This window comes from Candidatus Nitrospira salsa, from assembly GCF_965152625.1.
Window position 1 is genome coordinate 548,475 of the sequence record NZ_CBCUCO010000002.1, and the last position, 15,908, is coordinate 564,382.

Below are 15,908 nucleotides of genomic sequence, written 5' to 3' on the forward strand. Positions count from 1 at the left end.
AAACCCAGCAAAAATTATTCGTTAGCTAAGAGATTTGAAGGGTCCGTATTATTCTCGATTGAGCCGGACCGTGACCTTCTGGCCTTTTAGTCGTGTGCGACCGAACGCCCTAATAATGCCCTTGGCTAGTTCTTCCGGAACTTTCACTTGTGAAGATTGTTCTGAAATTTTAATCGGACCGATTACATTCGAATTTAACTTGGCTTCATTGGCAATCGCCCCGACAAGATCTCCTGGTCGAATGCCTGCTGCTCGACCTGCACCAAATTGCAATGTGACCATGCCGGTTGATCGAACCGTACGATCTCGTCTACCGACGGATCTTTCTGATCTTCCCCGCGGCTTTTCAGTGCGAGGGCGGTCCGGCATCTCTCGTCTCCCGCGTCGAGATCTCTGCGGAACATCGTGAGCGTGGCCTGATAGAGAAGGGATCTCTTCGTCCTGTTGTTCTCCCTTCTTCAATCCTGCAGCCAGTTGAATCGCAGCAGCGGCCACATCTACTAGATCAAACTTTTCGGTGAGTGTGTTGACAATGCTTGTAAATTGATCAAAACGTTTGGCTTTGAGAGTCTCTTGAATTGAGCTCTCAATGCGTTCCAATCGTTTGGCTTGGAGGTCGGCTACCGTTGGAAGCGATGCCATTTCGATTGTTGTTTTGGTACGTCGTTCGATGTTCTGCAGTAACCAGCGCTCGCGCGGTTCGATGAACGTAATGGCGGTACCGGCACGTCCTGCCCGGCCAGTTCGTCCGATGCGATGAACATAAGCTTCGGGTGAAGACGGCACATCGTAATTCATAACATGTGACACGTGTGAAATATCTAACCCGCGTGCGGCGACATCGGTGGCCACGAGCAGTTCAGTTTTTCCCGAGCGGAACGAGTTCATGACGCGGTCTCGTTGGACCTGACTCATGCCCCCGTGAAGACCTTCACTTTGATAGCCACGACTATTCAGTTTAGAGGTGAGTTCATCAACTTCCAGGCGGGTTCGGCAAAAGACGAGTGCCGACTTTGGGCTGTCCATCTCTAAGGTTCTCGCAAGGGCAGCAATTTTGTATTGTCTGGAAACCAGATAGCCAATCTGATGTACACGGGGAACCGCCCCGGTTTTGACTTCTTCTTTTTCGATCCTAATTTCAACCGGATCTTGTAAATGACGTCGTGCAATGGATGCAATTCGGGCTGGCATGGTGGCAGAGAACAATGCGGTTTGCCTCTCTGCCGGTGTTTGCTGAAGAATGGCGTCCAGATCTTCTGCGAACCCCATATTGAGCATTTCATCGGCTTCGTCCAGGACGACAATTTTCAGGTCTTTGAGCTGAAGAGTCTTGCGTCGAATATGATCCAACGCCCGGCCTGGCGTCGCGACTACGACATCGACGCCACGTTTCAGTTCAACCAGTTGTGGTCGAATGGCTTGACCTCCATAGACGGCAAGGATCGTCACATGCTGCTCTTTCCCATAACGCTGAACGGCTTCGCTGACTTGTATGGCTAACTCCCGTGTGGGAACCAGAATCAGTGCAAAGGGATGTTGCTGTCGTTGAGCATGAGCCAATCGTTGAAGGAGAGGCAGTGTGAAAGCTGCCGTTTTCCCGGTTCCTGTTGCCGCACGACCGAGGAGGTCCCGTCCGGCTAAAAGCGGAGGAACGGCTTCTTGTTGAATAGGTGTAGGTTCTTCGTAGCCGAGGGTCTCAAGCGTGGTGAGGAGTGCCGCTTCAAGACCGAGAGTTGCAAATCCTGGGGAAAATCCCTTTATGGTTGGAGGCGTGGATGTGTGGGGTGAACGACGTTTTTTCATAACCTGTCTTTATGCCTTTATCATCTCCTCAATTGAACCTTTTCTCCCACTGAAATGACGGAGACACGAAGAGGTCTATGAGTTGAACGTTAGAATAATTTAGAAAAAATAAACAGAAATATTGTCAGTGAGAAGAGACGCATGCGCGCGCCACGATCTGTACTGTCGTTAGCGTACTTCAATTCGTTGGCCGACTGTCCCGTGACAACTATTGGCGGCATGACCTTGCTTGATGAAGACCTCCAGTTGTGCATTGCTGTTGATGAGTGCCTCAGGCATGCCCAAGGCCCCTTCGGCATAATGCGTTTTCATCCCTTTTATGGTGACATCGCCTAACTGAATGCCTTGAATTTCCTGCTTTGTCACGGAACGAAAGGTCTCAAGGTCAGTTGGTGTAATATTTGATATGAGATTGCCAAAGTGGTCGATATACACAACCTTACCAACTAACTTTCCATTTTCCATTTTGGGTTCAGAATTGGGAAGCGTGACGTAATCATGTATAAGCGGTCCGTAAGATCCCGGCATTTGCCCTTTCGTGAGCCAGGCAGCAGCAGGCGAAAATAAATCACGCCCATCAAATGTTGCCCCTTCCGAATCCAGTCGGTATTGTTTATTTTCAATCGCGCGAACTTCGACGGACCGTTCTTCTTCAAAAATATAACTCAAGACTCCATTATCCGGTGCGAGGAAAAAGTATCGTGAGGTGGAGACCAAAATGGCTCGACGAGCACTGCCCACGCCTGGATCGACGACGACAACATGAATGGTCCCATCCGGGAAGTAGTGATAACACGACTTAAGATGGAATGCGGCCTCCTCTACTCCGTGAGGCGTAATGTCATGCGACAAATCAACCATTCGTACTTGCGAGTTAATGCCATACATCACCCCTTTCATGCTTGGCACAAAATAGTCGCGATGGCCGAAATCTGTTAAAAGGGTAATCAGTGATGTTGCCGATGCCATGTTAGATCTCCTCAAACCAAATTTTTTGAATTTCGTATTCGACGGTCCCCGCAGGACGTTTGATTTCAACGATATCGCCGACCTTATGTCCTATTAAGCCGCGGCCAATGGGGGATTGAACGGAGATACTTCCCGATTTGAGGTCTGCCTCTTCGAGGCCGACAAGCCGATACTGCTTTTCTTCGTTTGATTCAATCTCCACGAGTTGAACTGTGGCGCCGAACACGACGGTGTCGCTTGGCCCCGATGTGACCTCGATGACCTCCGCTTCACTTAATTTATATTCAATTTCGGCAATCCGCGTGGCAATGAACTGCTGTTCCTCTTTTGCGGCTTTATATTCAGCATTTTCGCGAAGGTCACCATGTTCCCGCGCCTCGGCAATGGCTTGGATGTTTTTAGGACGATCTTCTTTCCGAATACGATTTAACTCATCCTTTAGGGCTTCATAGCCTCTAGGAGTCATAGGAATTTTCATAAATGAGTACCCTTTAATGCGGCTTGATATTCTTGAAGTGGACGAACTCTGAGTTTACCTTTTCGCATCGCTTCAATGCCTAAGACTGCCGCCTTGGCTGCGGGAATGGTGGTGAAATACGGGATACCCTGATAGAGCGCCTCCTTTCGAATGGGGGCTGAATCATCCTGTGAAGACGCACTCCCGACCGTGTTCACGACGACGCATATTTGACCATTCTTAATGACATCGACAATATGTGGCCGACCTTCTTTGATCTTATTGACGGACTCTACTGCAATATCATGTTCTCGTAAAAAAGTGGCTGTTCCGTTGGTCGCTTGAAGCGTAAAGCCCAATCGACATAACCGTTGTGCAATCTCTAAAGTTCCAGCCTTATCACTGTCTTTGACACTTAATAGAACAATTCCAGATTTGGGAAGAGAATTTCCTGCCGCGGCCTGAGATTTGGCAAAGGCCCAACCAAAATCACCATCGATGCCCATGACCTCCCCGGTCGAACGCATCTCAGGACCTAACAATACATCTACGACACCGAGTTTCGTGAAAGGGAACACCGCCTCTTTCACCGACATATGTGTTAGCCTTGGAGTGTCAGTAAATTGTAATTCTGCTAAGGTTTGTCCCAGCATGACCTTGGTCGCGAGCTTTGCTAATGGCACCCCGATGGTCTTACTGACAAATGGGATCGTACGTGATGCACGAGGATTGACTTCTAAGACAAAAACCTGATCATCCTGAACGGCAAATTGGATATTCATGAGTCCAATAACATTCAGCGACTTCGCCAACGCAATGGTCTGTATTGTAATTTCCTCAATGATTGCAGGTTTTAACGAGTATGGTGGTAAGGAGCAAGCGGAATCTCCGGAATGAATCCCAGCCATTTCGACATGTTCCATAATGCCGGCAACCACCACCTGTTGACCGTCAGATATCGCATCGACATCAACTTCAATAGCTCCATCCAGATAGTGATCAATCAATAAAGGGTGTTGTTCAAGATTGAAGGCATGCATATGGAGATATCGAGCAAGCGAGTCGGCATCGTAAATGATCTGCATCGCACGACCACCTAACACATAGGAGGGTCTCGCCATGACTGGATACTGAATAGTTTCCGCAATATGATGGGCTTCCTCGTGACTCTGAGCCATCCCGCTTCTCGGTTGTCGTAAGTTCAATTCATTGATTAACGCACCGAATCGTTTTCGATCTTCCGCCCGATCAATGGCATCTGGGCTGGTTCCCAAAATCGGGGCGCCAATTTTGTCTAACGACCATGAGAGTTTTAACGGTGTTTGCCCGCCAAATTGCACGATGATGCCAAAGGGGTTTTCAACTTCGAGAATGTGTGACACATCCTCCATGGTCAGCGGTTCGAAATAGAGACGGTCTGAAATGTCGTAATCCGTGCTTACTGTTTCAGGATTGCAGTTGACCATGATCGTTTCAATGCCTTCTGCTTGAAGAGCCATGGCAGAATGCACACAACAATAATCAAACTCAATCCCTTGCCCAATTCGGTTTGGACCGCCACCTAATATAATCACTTTCTTTCGATCCGTGGATCGCGATTCACAGGCCGTTCCATAACTTGAGTAGAGGTAGGGGGTGTGGGCCTCAAACTCTGCTGCGCATGTATCGACGCGCTTATACGTGACACGAAGAGGCGAATCGGGTTGGCGAGCTAATGCTTGAACCGCTTCCAATGGTTGCTTCAGCAGCTGGATGAGGCGCTCGTCCGCAAATCCCAGTTGCTTCGCTCGTTTGTACAGATCCGCCGTGATTGAAGGGCGCGTGTGAACAATGTCACATTCAAGCTCCAAGAGCTGACGAATTTCTTCAAGGAACCATGGATCAATATGCGTGATGGCATAGAGTTCATCAGCGGACAAGCCAACTCGGAATCCATCAGCTATCTGCCACAGGCGATCAGCGGTTGGAGTTTGCAGTGCAGCACGAATCTCTGTCATCACTTCTTGATCCGTCTGAGCTGATTGATTCGTTTGATAGAGTCCATCCAATCCATATAATGAACAGAGCCCGAACCGGTCAGTTTCCAAAGAACGAATAGCTTTTTGGAGGGCTTCTTTAAATGTTGCCCCAAGCGCCATCGCTTCACCGACAGACTTCATATGTGTCGTCAGTGTTGGATCGCTTCCTTCAAATTTTTCGAAGGTAAACCGAGGAATTTTGACCACCACATAATCAATTGTTGGTTCAAATGACGCCTTCGTGACCCTGGTGATGTCATTAGTGATTTCATCAAGGGTGTAGCCGACCGCAAGCTTTGCGGCAATTTTCGCAATGGGAAAACCGGTCGCTTTCGATGCTAAGGCAGAACTTCGCGATACTCGCGGATTCATCTCAATGACGATTTGATCACCGGTTTTCGGATTGACGGCAAATTGAATATTGGACCCACCCGTCTCCACACCGATTTCTCGAATAATGCGAACCGCAGCATTTCGCATTCGTTGATACTCTTTGTCGGTCAAAGTCATGGCCGGGGCCACAGTAATGCTGTCTCCCGTATGCACACCCATGGCATCAAAGTTTTCAATTGGACACACGATGACGACATTATCCTTCAGGTCACGCATGACCTCTAATTCATATTCTTTCCACCCGATCAGTGACTGTTCGATCAGAGCCTGTTTCACCGGGCTTGTCACAAGTGCCCATTCAACAAATTGTTCATATTCCTCGCGATTATACGCGATATTTCCACCGGCTCCGCCAAGGGTGAAGGATGGACGGACGATGGCCGGAAATCCAATCGTTTCTATGAGTTGAATCGCTTCGTGTCGAGAGCGAATGGATCCGCTTAGAGGAACTTTGAGGCCAATACGTTGGATGATTTCTTTGAAAAGTTCGCGGTCTTCCGCTTTCTGAATGGCATCATAGGACGCACCGATGGTTTGGACTCCGTATTTTTCTAATACACCTTTTTGAAATAATTCAACGGTCAGATTGAGTGCCGTTTGCCCTCCCATTGTTGGCAGCAAAGCATCCGGACGATCACGCTCTAAAATGCGTTCGACCACTTCACAGGTAATGGGTTCGATATAGGTTCGATCCGCAAGGTCCGGGTCGGTCATGATCGTGGCTGGATTACTGTTGATCAGAATGACTTCAAAGCCTTCTTCTTTTAACGCTTTGCAGGCTTGTGTCCCGGAATAGTCAAACTCGCAACCTTGGCCAATCACAATGGGGCCAGAGCCTATAAGCAGTATTCGGTGAAGATCAGTTCGTCGTGGCATATAAGTTAGAGTCGTGAGTCTTGAAGGTTTTTCGATTTACGTTCAATGTCACTGTCTGTTTGTGTCTCAGGGTTGTCAGGATGATAATATTCCAGCGCCCTCGGTAGCCAGGCTTCGATCTGGTTAATTCGTGTGACATCCGATGGATGGGTTGAAAGAAATTCCGGGACTGCCGCATTTGATCGAAAGCAAAATTTCCCAATCATTTTCCGTGGACATCCACTCATCCGTTCCCAAAATGGCACAGCCTCACGCGGATCGTAGCCGGCTTTGGCCATCAGTTGTAGGCCTATATAATCGGCTTCTGATTCTTGTTTACGCGAGTTGGGCAACGAAACTCCCACTCCATAGGCACTCATGGCCCCGATAGCAACGCCCGGGTCGATTCCCCCCACCGCCGCACCTGCAAGTGTGCCGATTTGTGCAATCTGCTCGAGGATCCCGCTACTATACCGCTCGGCCCCATGGCGCTGTAAGGCATGCGCGACTTCATGCGCCATCACCGTGGCAAGTCCTGCCTCTGTTTTGGTGTACGGAAGCAGCCCAGTAAAGATGGCAACCTTTCCACCTGGTAATGCAAACGCATTGATTTGTTCGTCCTCTTGAATCACGGCAAATTCCCAGTGATACGAGGGTTTGTTGGCTGCGGCGGCAATACGACGTCCCACACGATTGACCATTAACGTGATGTCTGGGTCGGTGCTGAGCGGCGCATTGGCCAGCACTTCTCGAAAAGCTGATAAGCCTAGTGCAATTTCTTTTTCTTCGGATATGTAAATAAACTGGTCTCTGGCGGTTCCAGGGGCCTTTTGACAGCCATCAAGCACAAACCCCAGCATGACCAAAACCGTAACCCCGATATATGAGGCTATTTTCCTATCCATAATCGATCCTCTATCTTTAAACTTCTCGTCTCATGGCATCCACATATACATAAACTGCGGGGTGCTACCATTCAAAAGCGTGAGAAGAGACGAAGGTTTCAGATCTGGAAATTTTTGCATCTCTCCGCCCCCCAGCATCATGCTTGAATAAATATTATGTTTATACCCTCCAGCTCGATGGTAGGTGACGACCATCGCCTCCTTTAGTCCGGCCTGTTGTTTGGCGAGTGCAATGGTATCTTCCAAGTATCCAATGTCGTCAATGAGTCCGATGTCTTTTGCTTGCATCGCTGTATATATTCTACCATCGGCTAGACGTCGAATTTCTGATTCATCAAGATTTGGGCGTCCGGTTTTCACAACCGTCACGAATTGTTCATACATTGAATCAATCACCCCTTGGAAAATCCCTTCTTCTTCTTCCGTCATGGCACGAAATGGAGCACCCATCGACTTATTGGGTCCGGAGGTGATCGCTCGAGGTTCGACCCCTATTTTCTCGAGTAATCCCTCGGCATTAATGGTAACCATAATCACGCCAATGCTTCCGGTAATGGTTGAAGGATGTGCCACAATTTTGTCAGCCGCCGCCGCGAGGTAGTATCCACCAGATGTTCCGAGGTCGACAATAGATGCAATGACTGGAATGCGATGGATTTTCTTAAACTGCTGAATTTCGTGATAAAGAATATCTGAAGACGTAACCGTGCCTCCTGGGCTGTTAATCCTGAGGATAATCGCCTTCACCTGCTCATCTTCACCCGCTTTTGTCAGTTCTTCTTTGACACGTGCTGGAAGGCTTGGACGATCGAATAATTGATCGACAAACCCTGAGGGTTTCGCTGATGTCAGCATACCTTCGACCGTAATCATGACGATTTTCTGCTCGCCATCACCCGCAACCTTGGACTCCTGTAATGGTCCAATCGATGGGAACAGAGATGGCTGACTAATGCAGCCCGTCAAACTGAGGCACAGGCAGAGAATGATGAAAAATTTAACCATGCGTTTCCTTTAACTAATACACCATTAAATTCGATAACGATCACTAGGACGTCTGTAACCAGGATTTTTAAAAGGCAATGGAACTGAACCATACCCTGAACATTAATTGTATCAAAAACTTGGCTGTCCCGTGTCCTAGGATTCCCTCTGATCAGCCTTGCTACTGCAAAAGTTCATCACACGTAACAGGCTTGCCTTCTGATGGATTGCGACATACATCACATAAGTTATGAGTTTCTGCACAAATACCTAGCTGAGCATTTAAGGACATATTGGTACGTCATGTCTTCTGGTGTTGCATTAGTTTTTCCAAAAACTGGCGAAAGAGATAAGCTGAGTCATGTGGACCAGGTGAGGCTTCAGGATGATACTGCGTTGACATAATCGGCGTATCCAATCCGAGCATGCCTTCACAACAGCCATCATTTAAACTTCGATGAGTAATTTGAACCTGTCCCCAATTTGATTGAAAGATTTCTGGTTCCTGACTGTCGAGGTCATGCGACCCTGGCGGCCCGACCGAAAAATTGTGATTTTGTGAGGTAATTTCAACTTTTCGGGTACGTAGGTCGAGAACCGGATGATTGGCCCCATGGTGTCCGAATTTTAATTTATGTGACTCCATTCCTAAGGCCAGTCCGAGAATTTGATGTCCCAGGCAAATGCCAAAAATTGGACGCCATCCAATCAATGCCCGGACAGTTTCCACCGCATACGGAACCGCATCTGGATCTCCAGGGCCATTTGAAAGCAGAATGCCATCAGGAGCCAGAGACTTCACCGCGTCCGCAGAGGTCGAGGCTGGCACAACATGCACGTCACAGCCGACATCAACCAATCTTCGAAGAATATTTAGTTTCACGCCAAAATCAAACACGACGATTTTATAGGAGACCGACTGTGTCTTTTCACTCGGCTGTGGCTCTGCTGAAATTTCCGTCGGCCATGCCCCTGTCCCGTCTTTCCACGAATAACTCTCTCGACAGGTGACGTGAGATACAAGGTCTTGCCCGACAATGGATGGAGCGTGGCGAGCCTTCTCAATTAACTCGTCAGGATTCAAGGTCAGGTGAGAAATCAATCCTGGTTGAGAGCCATGGTCACGGATGTGTCGAGTGAGGGCCCGTGTGTCAATGCCTTCAATTCCCACGATCTTCTGGCGGATCATGTAGTTCGAAAAAGATTCTTCTGCTCGCCAATTACTTGCGATTTGCGAGGCTTCGCGAACAATGAATCCTTCAGCCCACGGGCGTAATGATTCCTCATCCTCGCCGGCCATTCCATAGTTGCCAATCTGTGAACAGGTCATGACCACTATCTGCCCCTTGTAGGAGGGATCTGTTAACACTTCTTGATAGCCAGTCATCGCCGTATTAAAAACGACTTCTCCCGATGTCTCTCCAGTATAGCCGAGTGCTATTCCTTCAAACATGGTTCCATCTGCAAGTGCTAAGAGTGCTTTTTTCATATGATATATGTCTTCGTCACCGGGATTATGATGAGATATTTTGCATGTGTTCTCTTGAGGTATACCATGATACGAGGACACGGCGAAGTTTTGACACTAATAAACCGGCAGCCAAACCGACATTCACAAGATACAGGGCGCGAGAGATCATATGCATCCGAAAAAACTGATCGTACGCGGTTTTCTTTTCAAGCTCACTCACGGCTTCAAAGGCTTGCTCTTGAAGAGCAATTGTTTTGGGTCCGACAACGCCCATGATCACACTCGTGGTCATGGCCATTCCGAGTAGCAAGATCACTTCTGTCCGAGTGACAGGAAAGAGCATCTGTGATGATCCTGTCGCCTGCCAATATCGAAGACTCACCATCACAACCAAAAAGAGAAGAATACCAAGAGTCAAAAGGCTATATCCATCAAAGACGCGGCGCAAAAATCGTCCACCTTGTTCCATGCCAAAGGAGTTAAACACGGCGGGAATGACCACGGCGATAATCATGAGCAGACCACCGACCCAAATCATCAGTCCCAAGACTTCGCAGATATATCCGACAAATTGCCAGCGAAACTTCTCACGCGTAACCATTTAATTTGATTCATAGACAACTGTTCCGCCCACAATTGTCTTGATGACTTTCCCTTTCACATTCCAGCCGGTAAATGGCGTATTCTGGCTTTTGGAGTGAAATTTTGCAGGATCGACAACCCACGTAAAGGCAGGATCGATCAGCACCACATCGGCATCACATCCAACTTCCAATGTGCCTTTTTTCAAGCTAAAGACTTTTGCCGGAGCGCTGGTTAATTTTTCTATGGCCTGTTCAAGAGTCAGGACCCCCTCATCAACCAAGGCCATGGTTAATGGCAGCGCAGTTTCGAACCCCAGAATACCAAATGGCGCTTTGTCAAATTCGAGCTGTTTTTCTTGTGCGGCGTGCGGAGCATGATCCGTCGCAATACAATCAATCGTTCCATCTGCAAGACCAGCTTTGAGGGCCTCAACATCATGGGCCGTACGAAGAGGCGGATTCATTTTTGCATTTGTATTGAACGCTCGAGTGGCCTCATCCGTTAATGAGAAATGATGTGGACAGACTTCAGCGGTGACCGGAAGTCCTTTGGCTTTGGCCTGGCGAGTTAGTTGGACCGAACCCGCCGTACTCAAATGCGCCAAATGGAGCCGCGACCCGGTTAACTCGGCCAAGGCAATATTACGTGCAACCATGACGTCCTCTGAGGCATTTGGAATGCCCGGCATCCCTAATTCCGTCGATACAAAACCTTCATTCATGCAGCCGCTGTCAGTGAGATGCAGACATTCGCAATGGTCAACTACGGGAAGATCAAAGGCCTTGGCATATTCCATGGCCCGCCGCATGACTTGGCTATTCATCACCGGACGGCCATCATCTGAAATGGCGACGCATCCCGCTGAATGGAGTTCACCGATCTCGGCTAGTTCAGCGCCTTCGGACCCTTTGGTAATTGCTCCAATGGGAAACACGTGAGCATTGCCCGCCTTTCTGGCCTTACTCAAGATGAACTCAGTGACTGTTTGACTATCATTGACCGGTTGGGTATTTGGCATACAACAGACAGACGTAAACCCCCCTGCCACGGCTGATGCTGTTCCGGTCTCAATGGTTTCTTTATATTCAAACCCCGGTTCACGTAAATGGGCATGAAGATCGACAAAGCCCGGAGCTACGACCAGTCCGTTGGCATTGATCACCAGCAATTCTGCTTTCTCGTTTTCAGGGTCAACCAGATTTTCCCCGATTGCCTGAATTTTCCCATCACGAATCAAGACATCGCTGATCTCATGATGCCGCCCAGGGTCAATAACCATTCCTCCCCAAATTAAGACATTCATAGTGTCACCAACTGAAAATCCCGAAATATTAAAGGTCAGTAAGAAATGAAATCGCCAATGATATCGTCGTACGGTTTATGTTCTTCTGGGTGCATCTCTTATTCATGCCCTGTCCCTGAAAGTAAATACATGAGGCCCATCCGAACGGCCACCCCGTTGGCCACTTGATCAAGGATGACCGCAGACGGACTGTCGGCAATTTCCGGCGCGATTTCGACACCGCGATTCAGCGGTCCGGGATGCATCACCATCACATCCGGTTTAGCACGTTTGAGCTGTGTTGGAGTGAGACAATAGAGCCGTGCATACTCACGTATGCTAGGCAAGAGGGCTTGGCCAAGCCGTTCGAGCTGAAGACGGAGCATAATGATCACATCAGCCCCTTCCAACCCTTCACTCAAACTCGAAAATATCGAAACCCCGAGACGGTCGAGGTGAAGCGGAATCATGGTTGGGGGAGCCACAACTCGAACGGTCGCTCCTAGTTTTGTTAAGGCATAAATGTTTGAACGGGCGACCCGACTATGAGCAATATCGCCAACAATGGCCACGGTCAAGCCTTGGATCTCTTTTTTACGTTCCTTAATCGTGAAAAGATCTAAGAGCGCCTGGGTCGGATGTTCATGCCAACCATCTCCGGCATTGATCACAGACGAACGAACACCCTTCGAAAGCGTTTCAGCTGCACCTGGAGATGAATGACGAAGCACGATAATATCGGCTTGCATGGATTCAATGTTTCGGGCGGTATCGAGTAAGGTCTCGCCCTTGACGATACTGCTGGTCGACGGTGAAAAGTTAATCACATCAGCACTCAGTCGTTTGGCAGCGAGCTCAAAGGAAGTTCGAGTGCGAGTGCTTGGTTCAAAAAATAGATTCACGACCGTTTTGCCACGTAAGGCCGGGACTTTTTTAATCTGTCGCCCACTGACCTCCTTGAAAGACTCAGACGTCTCCAGAATCAGATGGATTTCATCAGGTGTGAGCGAGGATAAGCTCAGTAAATCTTTGTTTTTTATTCCCATCGCATACGTCTCATTTACAACGTCACGATTGCCACTCGATCCTCTTGCCCGACTTCATCAAAAAATACCTGGACTTGCTCATCTTCAGATGTCGGAACGCTTTTCCCAACATAGGTTGCACGAATGGGTAATTGCCGATGGCCTCGATCGACCAATACGGCTAATTGAATTTCTGCCGGCCGTCCGAGGTCGATCAGGGCGTCCATGGCCGCACGTATTGTTCGTCCTGTGAACAACACATCGTCGACTAGCACAATCTTCATATCTGCAATGTTGAAGGGAATTAACGTCCTCTTCACTTCTGGTTGATCGCGGCGAGTCGAGAGATCATCGCGATAGAGGGTAATGTCCAGTTCCCCTAGCGGCACATCACTTTGTTCAATATCATGAATACGACTAACAAGCCGTTGAGCTAAATACACACCACCTGTACGAATGCCGACAAGGGCCAGACCCTGTGCGCCTTTATTGCGTTCTAAAATCTCGTGACTGATTCGTGTCAATGCTCTGCCCATTTCCTGCTGATCCATCAGGGTTCGTTCATGGTGTGAGGGTGGAATCATAGTCGTATAGAGTCTTGTGAATCTGGCACAAAAAAAAACCTCCTCACGTCAATCATGAGAAGGTTTCTGTCAGCTAAAAGGGCAGATGGCCCACAGGTCTTTTCTCTCCTTACTCACCTCACAGGATGAGTGTTAAAGGTTGACCTATCCTATTCGCCAGAACGTACCCTGTCAAGGTGTATGGGAATGTTGAAAAAAGCCTCCAGCGGCGTTCTCGCCCTTTTGCCGTCCAAACGCCACGAAGTTCTCTGTGAGGGGGTCTGCGTTGCGTCAGTGAGTTGATTCGGCAGCGTATGAAGAGGCTGCGCGAGAGTGCTGTGCTCACGTATTGTCAGTACGCTCCGCTCGTCACTTGGGCACCTATAATCGTTCTTGCAGGTGGGAGTTCCTCTGCAACAAAAATGAGTGTCATGTGGTACTACTCCAAAGATAACCGTGCCGAGGGCTGCGGTCTTGCTGGCTTGGCTCGCATTTCCCTGTCGTGGTTGCGCATGGCCCTGTCCCTCGCAGATTGAAGTGTTCGTGGGAGCGCAACAGGCCGAAGATGAGCCAAGACTTTTTTGAACATTCCCTCATAGTTATGATTCTGAGTTTGCGAGAAAAATCTGTGGCCTAAGATGTGAGGTATTTAAAATTTTCTATCTAGGATCGGGATATGTGGGAAACATTTGACGGTTATTTTCTGTTCTGGTATACGGCTTTTTGATTGTTTATTTTTGAAAGATACATATCATAAGGTCTTGATAAAGCTTGGCTTTGGGGAGAATGGCTTGATGAAGTCGAAAGGTAGGAAGCTGTTGAACATACTCCGTATAGGCCATGGTCATGTGAAGCTTTCTGGCATATTCCTGGAAGATAGGCAGTCCTGAAATAATGAGTGTTCCGCCAGCAGTCAGTTGATTCATGTAGGAAGCAAATGTTTGTTCCAGAAGCGTTGGCTGTTCAAAGAGTTCAAAAGGCGTCCAGCGGTAGATGAGGTCGTACGACTGTTCCGGCGTTGCTTGAAGGTGTTGCTGATGCGTTAAAATCTGAATGGTCGAAAGAAGTGCCCATTGCTGTGTTCGTGCGCATTGATTCCAAAGGGCTTGCGCTTGCTTTTGGGCAAGGTGCCCCCACCGGTACAACACCGTCGAATTTTTCCTTTTATCCAATTGAATGCAGGCACTGAGAGCCGCATCACATCCATCGATGAGAACATGTTGAGCAGATTGGATCGAGGTCTGTAACTGCGGATTGTCCTCTCTCAGGTCATCCACGTAATCAAAGAGAAATGGCTGACTTTCCTGCTCGCCGATCACATGGTCGTCTTCGGGATATAGCAGCACCGCTGAATAGGCTTCTAGAGCAGTTACCTGAGGTACGTCATTTGGAAAGACGGAACGCCAAGAAGGGACCGAAGCTGGATAGTCTTGAGGCTGTGAAGTATCAGAAATACCCCATGTGTCGTTGACTGGTACAGCAAGACGCTGAGCTTCGTCCTGAAGAATGAGGCTTTTGTCGAACGTTACAACGCTTCGTCCGCAAGGAGGTAGTCCTCTTGGTTTTGGGAAAAAGTAGGAAAGGCCGGTAGGGTCCGTCGATTGAGTAACCTTGACGACTTTCCCTTGAATAACCGTTATACCGAGATGGTTCGGTGGATCAAGATATCTGAGTGGAGGATGAGACGACGGTAGCCACGTGACTTCTTCCGACCGCGATGGATCTAAGAACAACCGTAACGGGTCTATGCCTCCCGGGGCCCAAGGTGTAAAAAACTGGCTGAAGAGACGAAAGGCTCCTTCTGATGGATAGGGAGGAATGCCTCGGTATTGAAGCGGTAAGGGATGGTGAGGATTCTGATCGTCATACAAGCTTCGGATTAACTCAAACGCCGCACTCCCGGTTCCCGGCAAAAGAGACAGAAAGAGTTCAACGACGGGAAGATAATCGATCTGTTCCCAATGCATGGCGGTCATGCAGGACATGAATTGAGGCTGGTCAAAACAGCCATCCGGTAAAATGTAAAAGGCATCTTTCCGCTGAGTAATGGTAGCCTGCCCCGATGGGTCAATCACGATGTCTTCATCACGATAAAAAAACTGTATTTGTTCCAGTGAAACATTCATCGCACGAGCGGCCATAGTGCGTAAGTCATCCTTGGTGATCGTTTCCCATCCCGGTCGTGATGACAAATTGAGATGCGTGTCGTACACCAAATGCCCAGGCTTGATTCCGACCCATTGCCCCCAATCCAATTGCATGCGCGCAGAAACGAACCGGTCTTTTCCCTGTGCATCTGGAGCCCACTCACATTCATGAAGTGGATGTCCTTCGGGATCAGTCAGCAGTACCCTTCGACCAGTTGGCCCATAAAAAACTAGGTGCCCACTCGGTTGAGTTTGAATACGTCCTCCAGCCTTAGCAAAATCCTCTGCGTAGGAACGATTGCCTAGAAGCAGAAAAAGATCAGGTTGACTCAGAACGGATGTGATAATCGAATCATGTGCCATCAGGATGAGATTGGTCTTGTTGAGGATGAACGAATTGGCTGTGCATTATGACATTGCACAAAGGATGTGAGAAGAGCGACTTATTCTT

12 protein-coding genes are annotated in these 15,908 nt (G+C 48.5%); all 12 read right to left on the reverse strand.

Translation table 11 applies throughout. From position 1 onward, the window contains the following. Positions 1-48: 48 nt before the first annotated feature. Positions 49-1,803: a DEAD/DEAH box helicase gene (locus tag ACWQXP_RS04275; RefSeq protein ID WP_454061607.1), complete on the reverse strand. Its 1,755-nt coding sequence runs from the start codon at positions 1,801-1,803 to the stop codon at positions 49-51. Between the two features lie 168 nt (positions 1,804-1,971). Continuing rightward, positions 1,972-2,772, reverse strand: coding sequence for an SAM hydrolase/SAM-dependent halogenase family protein (locus tag ACWQXP_RS04280; RefSeq protein WP_454061608.1), 801 nt, complete (start codon positions 2,770-2,772; stop codon positions 1,972-1,974). A 1-nt stretch (position 2,773) separates the two neighbouring features. Further along, positions 2,774-3,250, reverse strand: coding sequence for a transcription elongation factor GreA (gene greA, locus ACWQXP_RS04285; protein WP_454061609.1), 477 nt, complete (start codon positions 3,248-3,250; stop codon positions 2,774-2,776). Next, positions 3,247-6,516 (reverse strand): carbamoyl-phosphate synthase large subunit, encoded by a 3,270-nt coding sequence (gene carB / locus ACWQXP_RS04290; RefSeq protein WP_454061610.1) that lies wholly within the window; start codon positions 6,514-6,516, stop codon positions 3,247-3,249. Before carB ends, greA begins: the two co-directional genes overlap by 4 nt. Positions 6,517-6,521: 5 nt before the next feature. After that, positions 6,522-7,400, reverse strand: coding sequence for a M48 family metallopeptidase (locus ACWQXP_RS04295; protein ID WP_454061611.1), 879 nt, complete (start codon positions 7,398-7,400; stop codon positions 6,522-6,524). Positions 7,401-7,430: 30 nt separating this feature from the next. Next, on the reverse strand, positions 7,431-8,405 hold the full coding sequence (sppA, locus tag ACWQXP_RS04300) for a signal peptide peptidase SppA (protein WP_454061612.1): 975 nt from the start codon (positions 8,403-8,405) through the stop codon (positions 7,431-7,433). A gap of 280 nt (positions 8,406-8,685) precedes the next feature. Beyond that, positions 8,686-9,873, reverse strand: a complete 1,188-nt coding sequence (carA, locus tag ACWQXP_RS04305; protein WP_454061613.1) for a glutamine-hydrolyzing carbamoyl-phosphate synthase small subunit — start codon at positions 9,871-9,873, stop codon at positions 8,686-8,688. Between the two features lie 25 nt (positions 9,874-9,898). Then, positions 9,899-10,456 (reverse strand): DUF4149 domain-containing protein, encoded by a 558-nt coding sequence (locus tag ACWQXP_RS04310; protein WP_454061614.1) that lies wholly within the window; start codon positions 10,454-10,456, stop codon positions 9,899-9,901. Then, positions 10,457-11,743 (reverse strand): dihydroorotase, encoded by a 1,287-nt coding sequence (locus ACWQXP_RS04315; RefSeq protein ID WP_454061615.1) that lies wholly within the window; start codon positions 11,741-11,743, stop codon positions 10,457-10,459. A 98-nt stretch (positions 11,744-11,841) separates the two neighbouring features. Next, complete coding sequence (locus tag ACWQXP_RS04320; RefSeq protein WP_454061616.1) at positions 11,842-12,768, reverse strand: aspartate carbamoyltransferase catalytic subunit; 927 nt, start codon at positions 12,766-12,768, stop codon at positions 11,842-11,844. A gap of 14 nt (positions 12,769-12,782) precedes the next feature. Next, positions 12,783-13,331, reverse strand: coding sequence for a bifunctional pyr operon transcriptional regulator/uracil phosphoribosyltransferase PyrR (gene pyrR / locus ACWQXP_RS04325; RefSeq protein WP_454061617.1), 549 nt, complete (start codon positions 13,329-13,331; stop codon positions 12,783-12,785). Positions 13,332-14,041: 710 nt separating this feature from the next. Next, a complete protein-coding gene (locus ACWQXP_RS04330; protein WP_454061618.1) occupies positions 14,042-15,820 on the reverse strand; it encodes a hypothetical protein in 1,779 nt (592 codons plus the stop codon). Between the last annotated feature and the right edge of the window lie 88 nt (positions 15,821-15,908).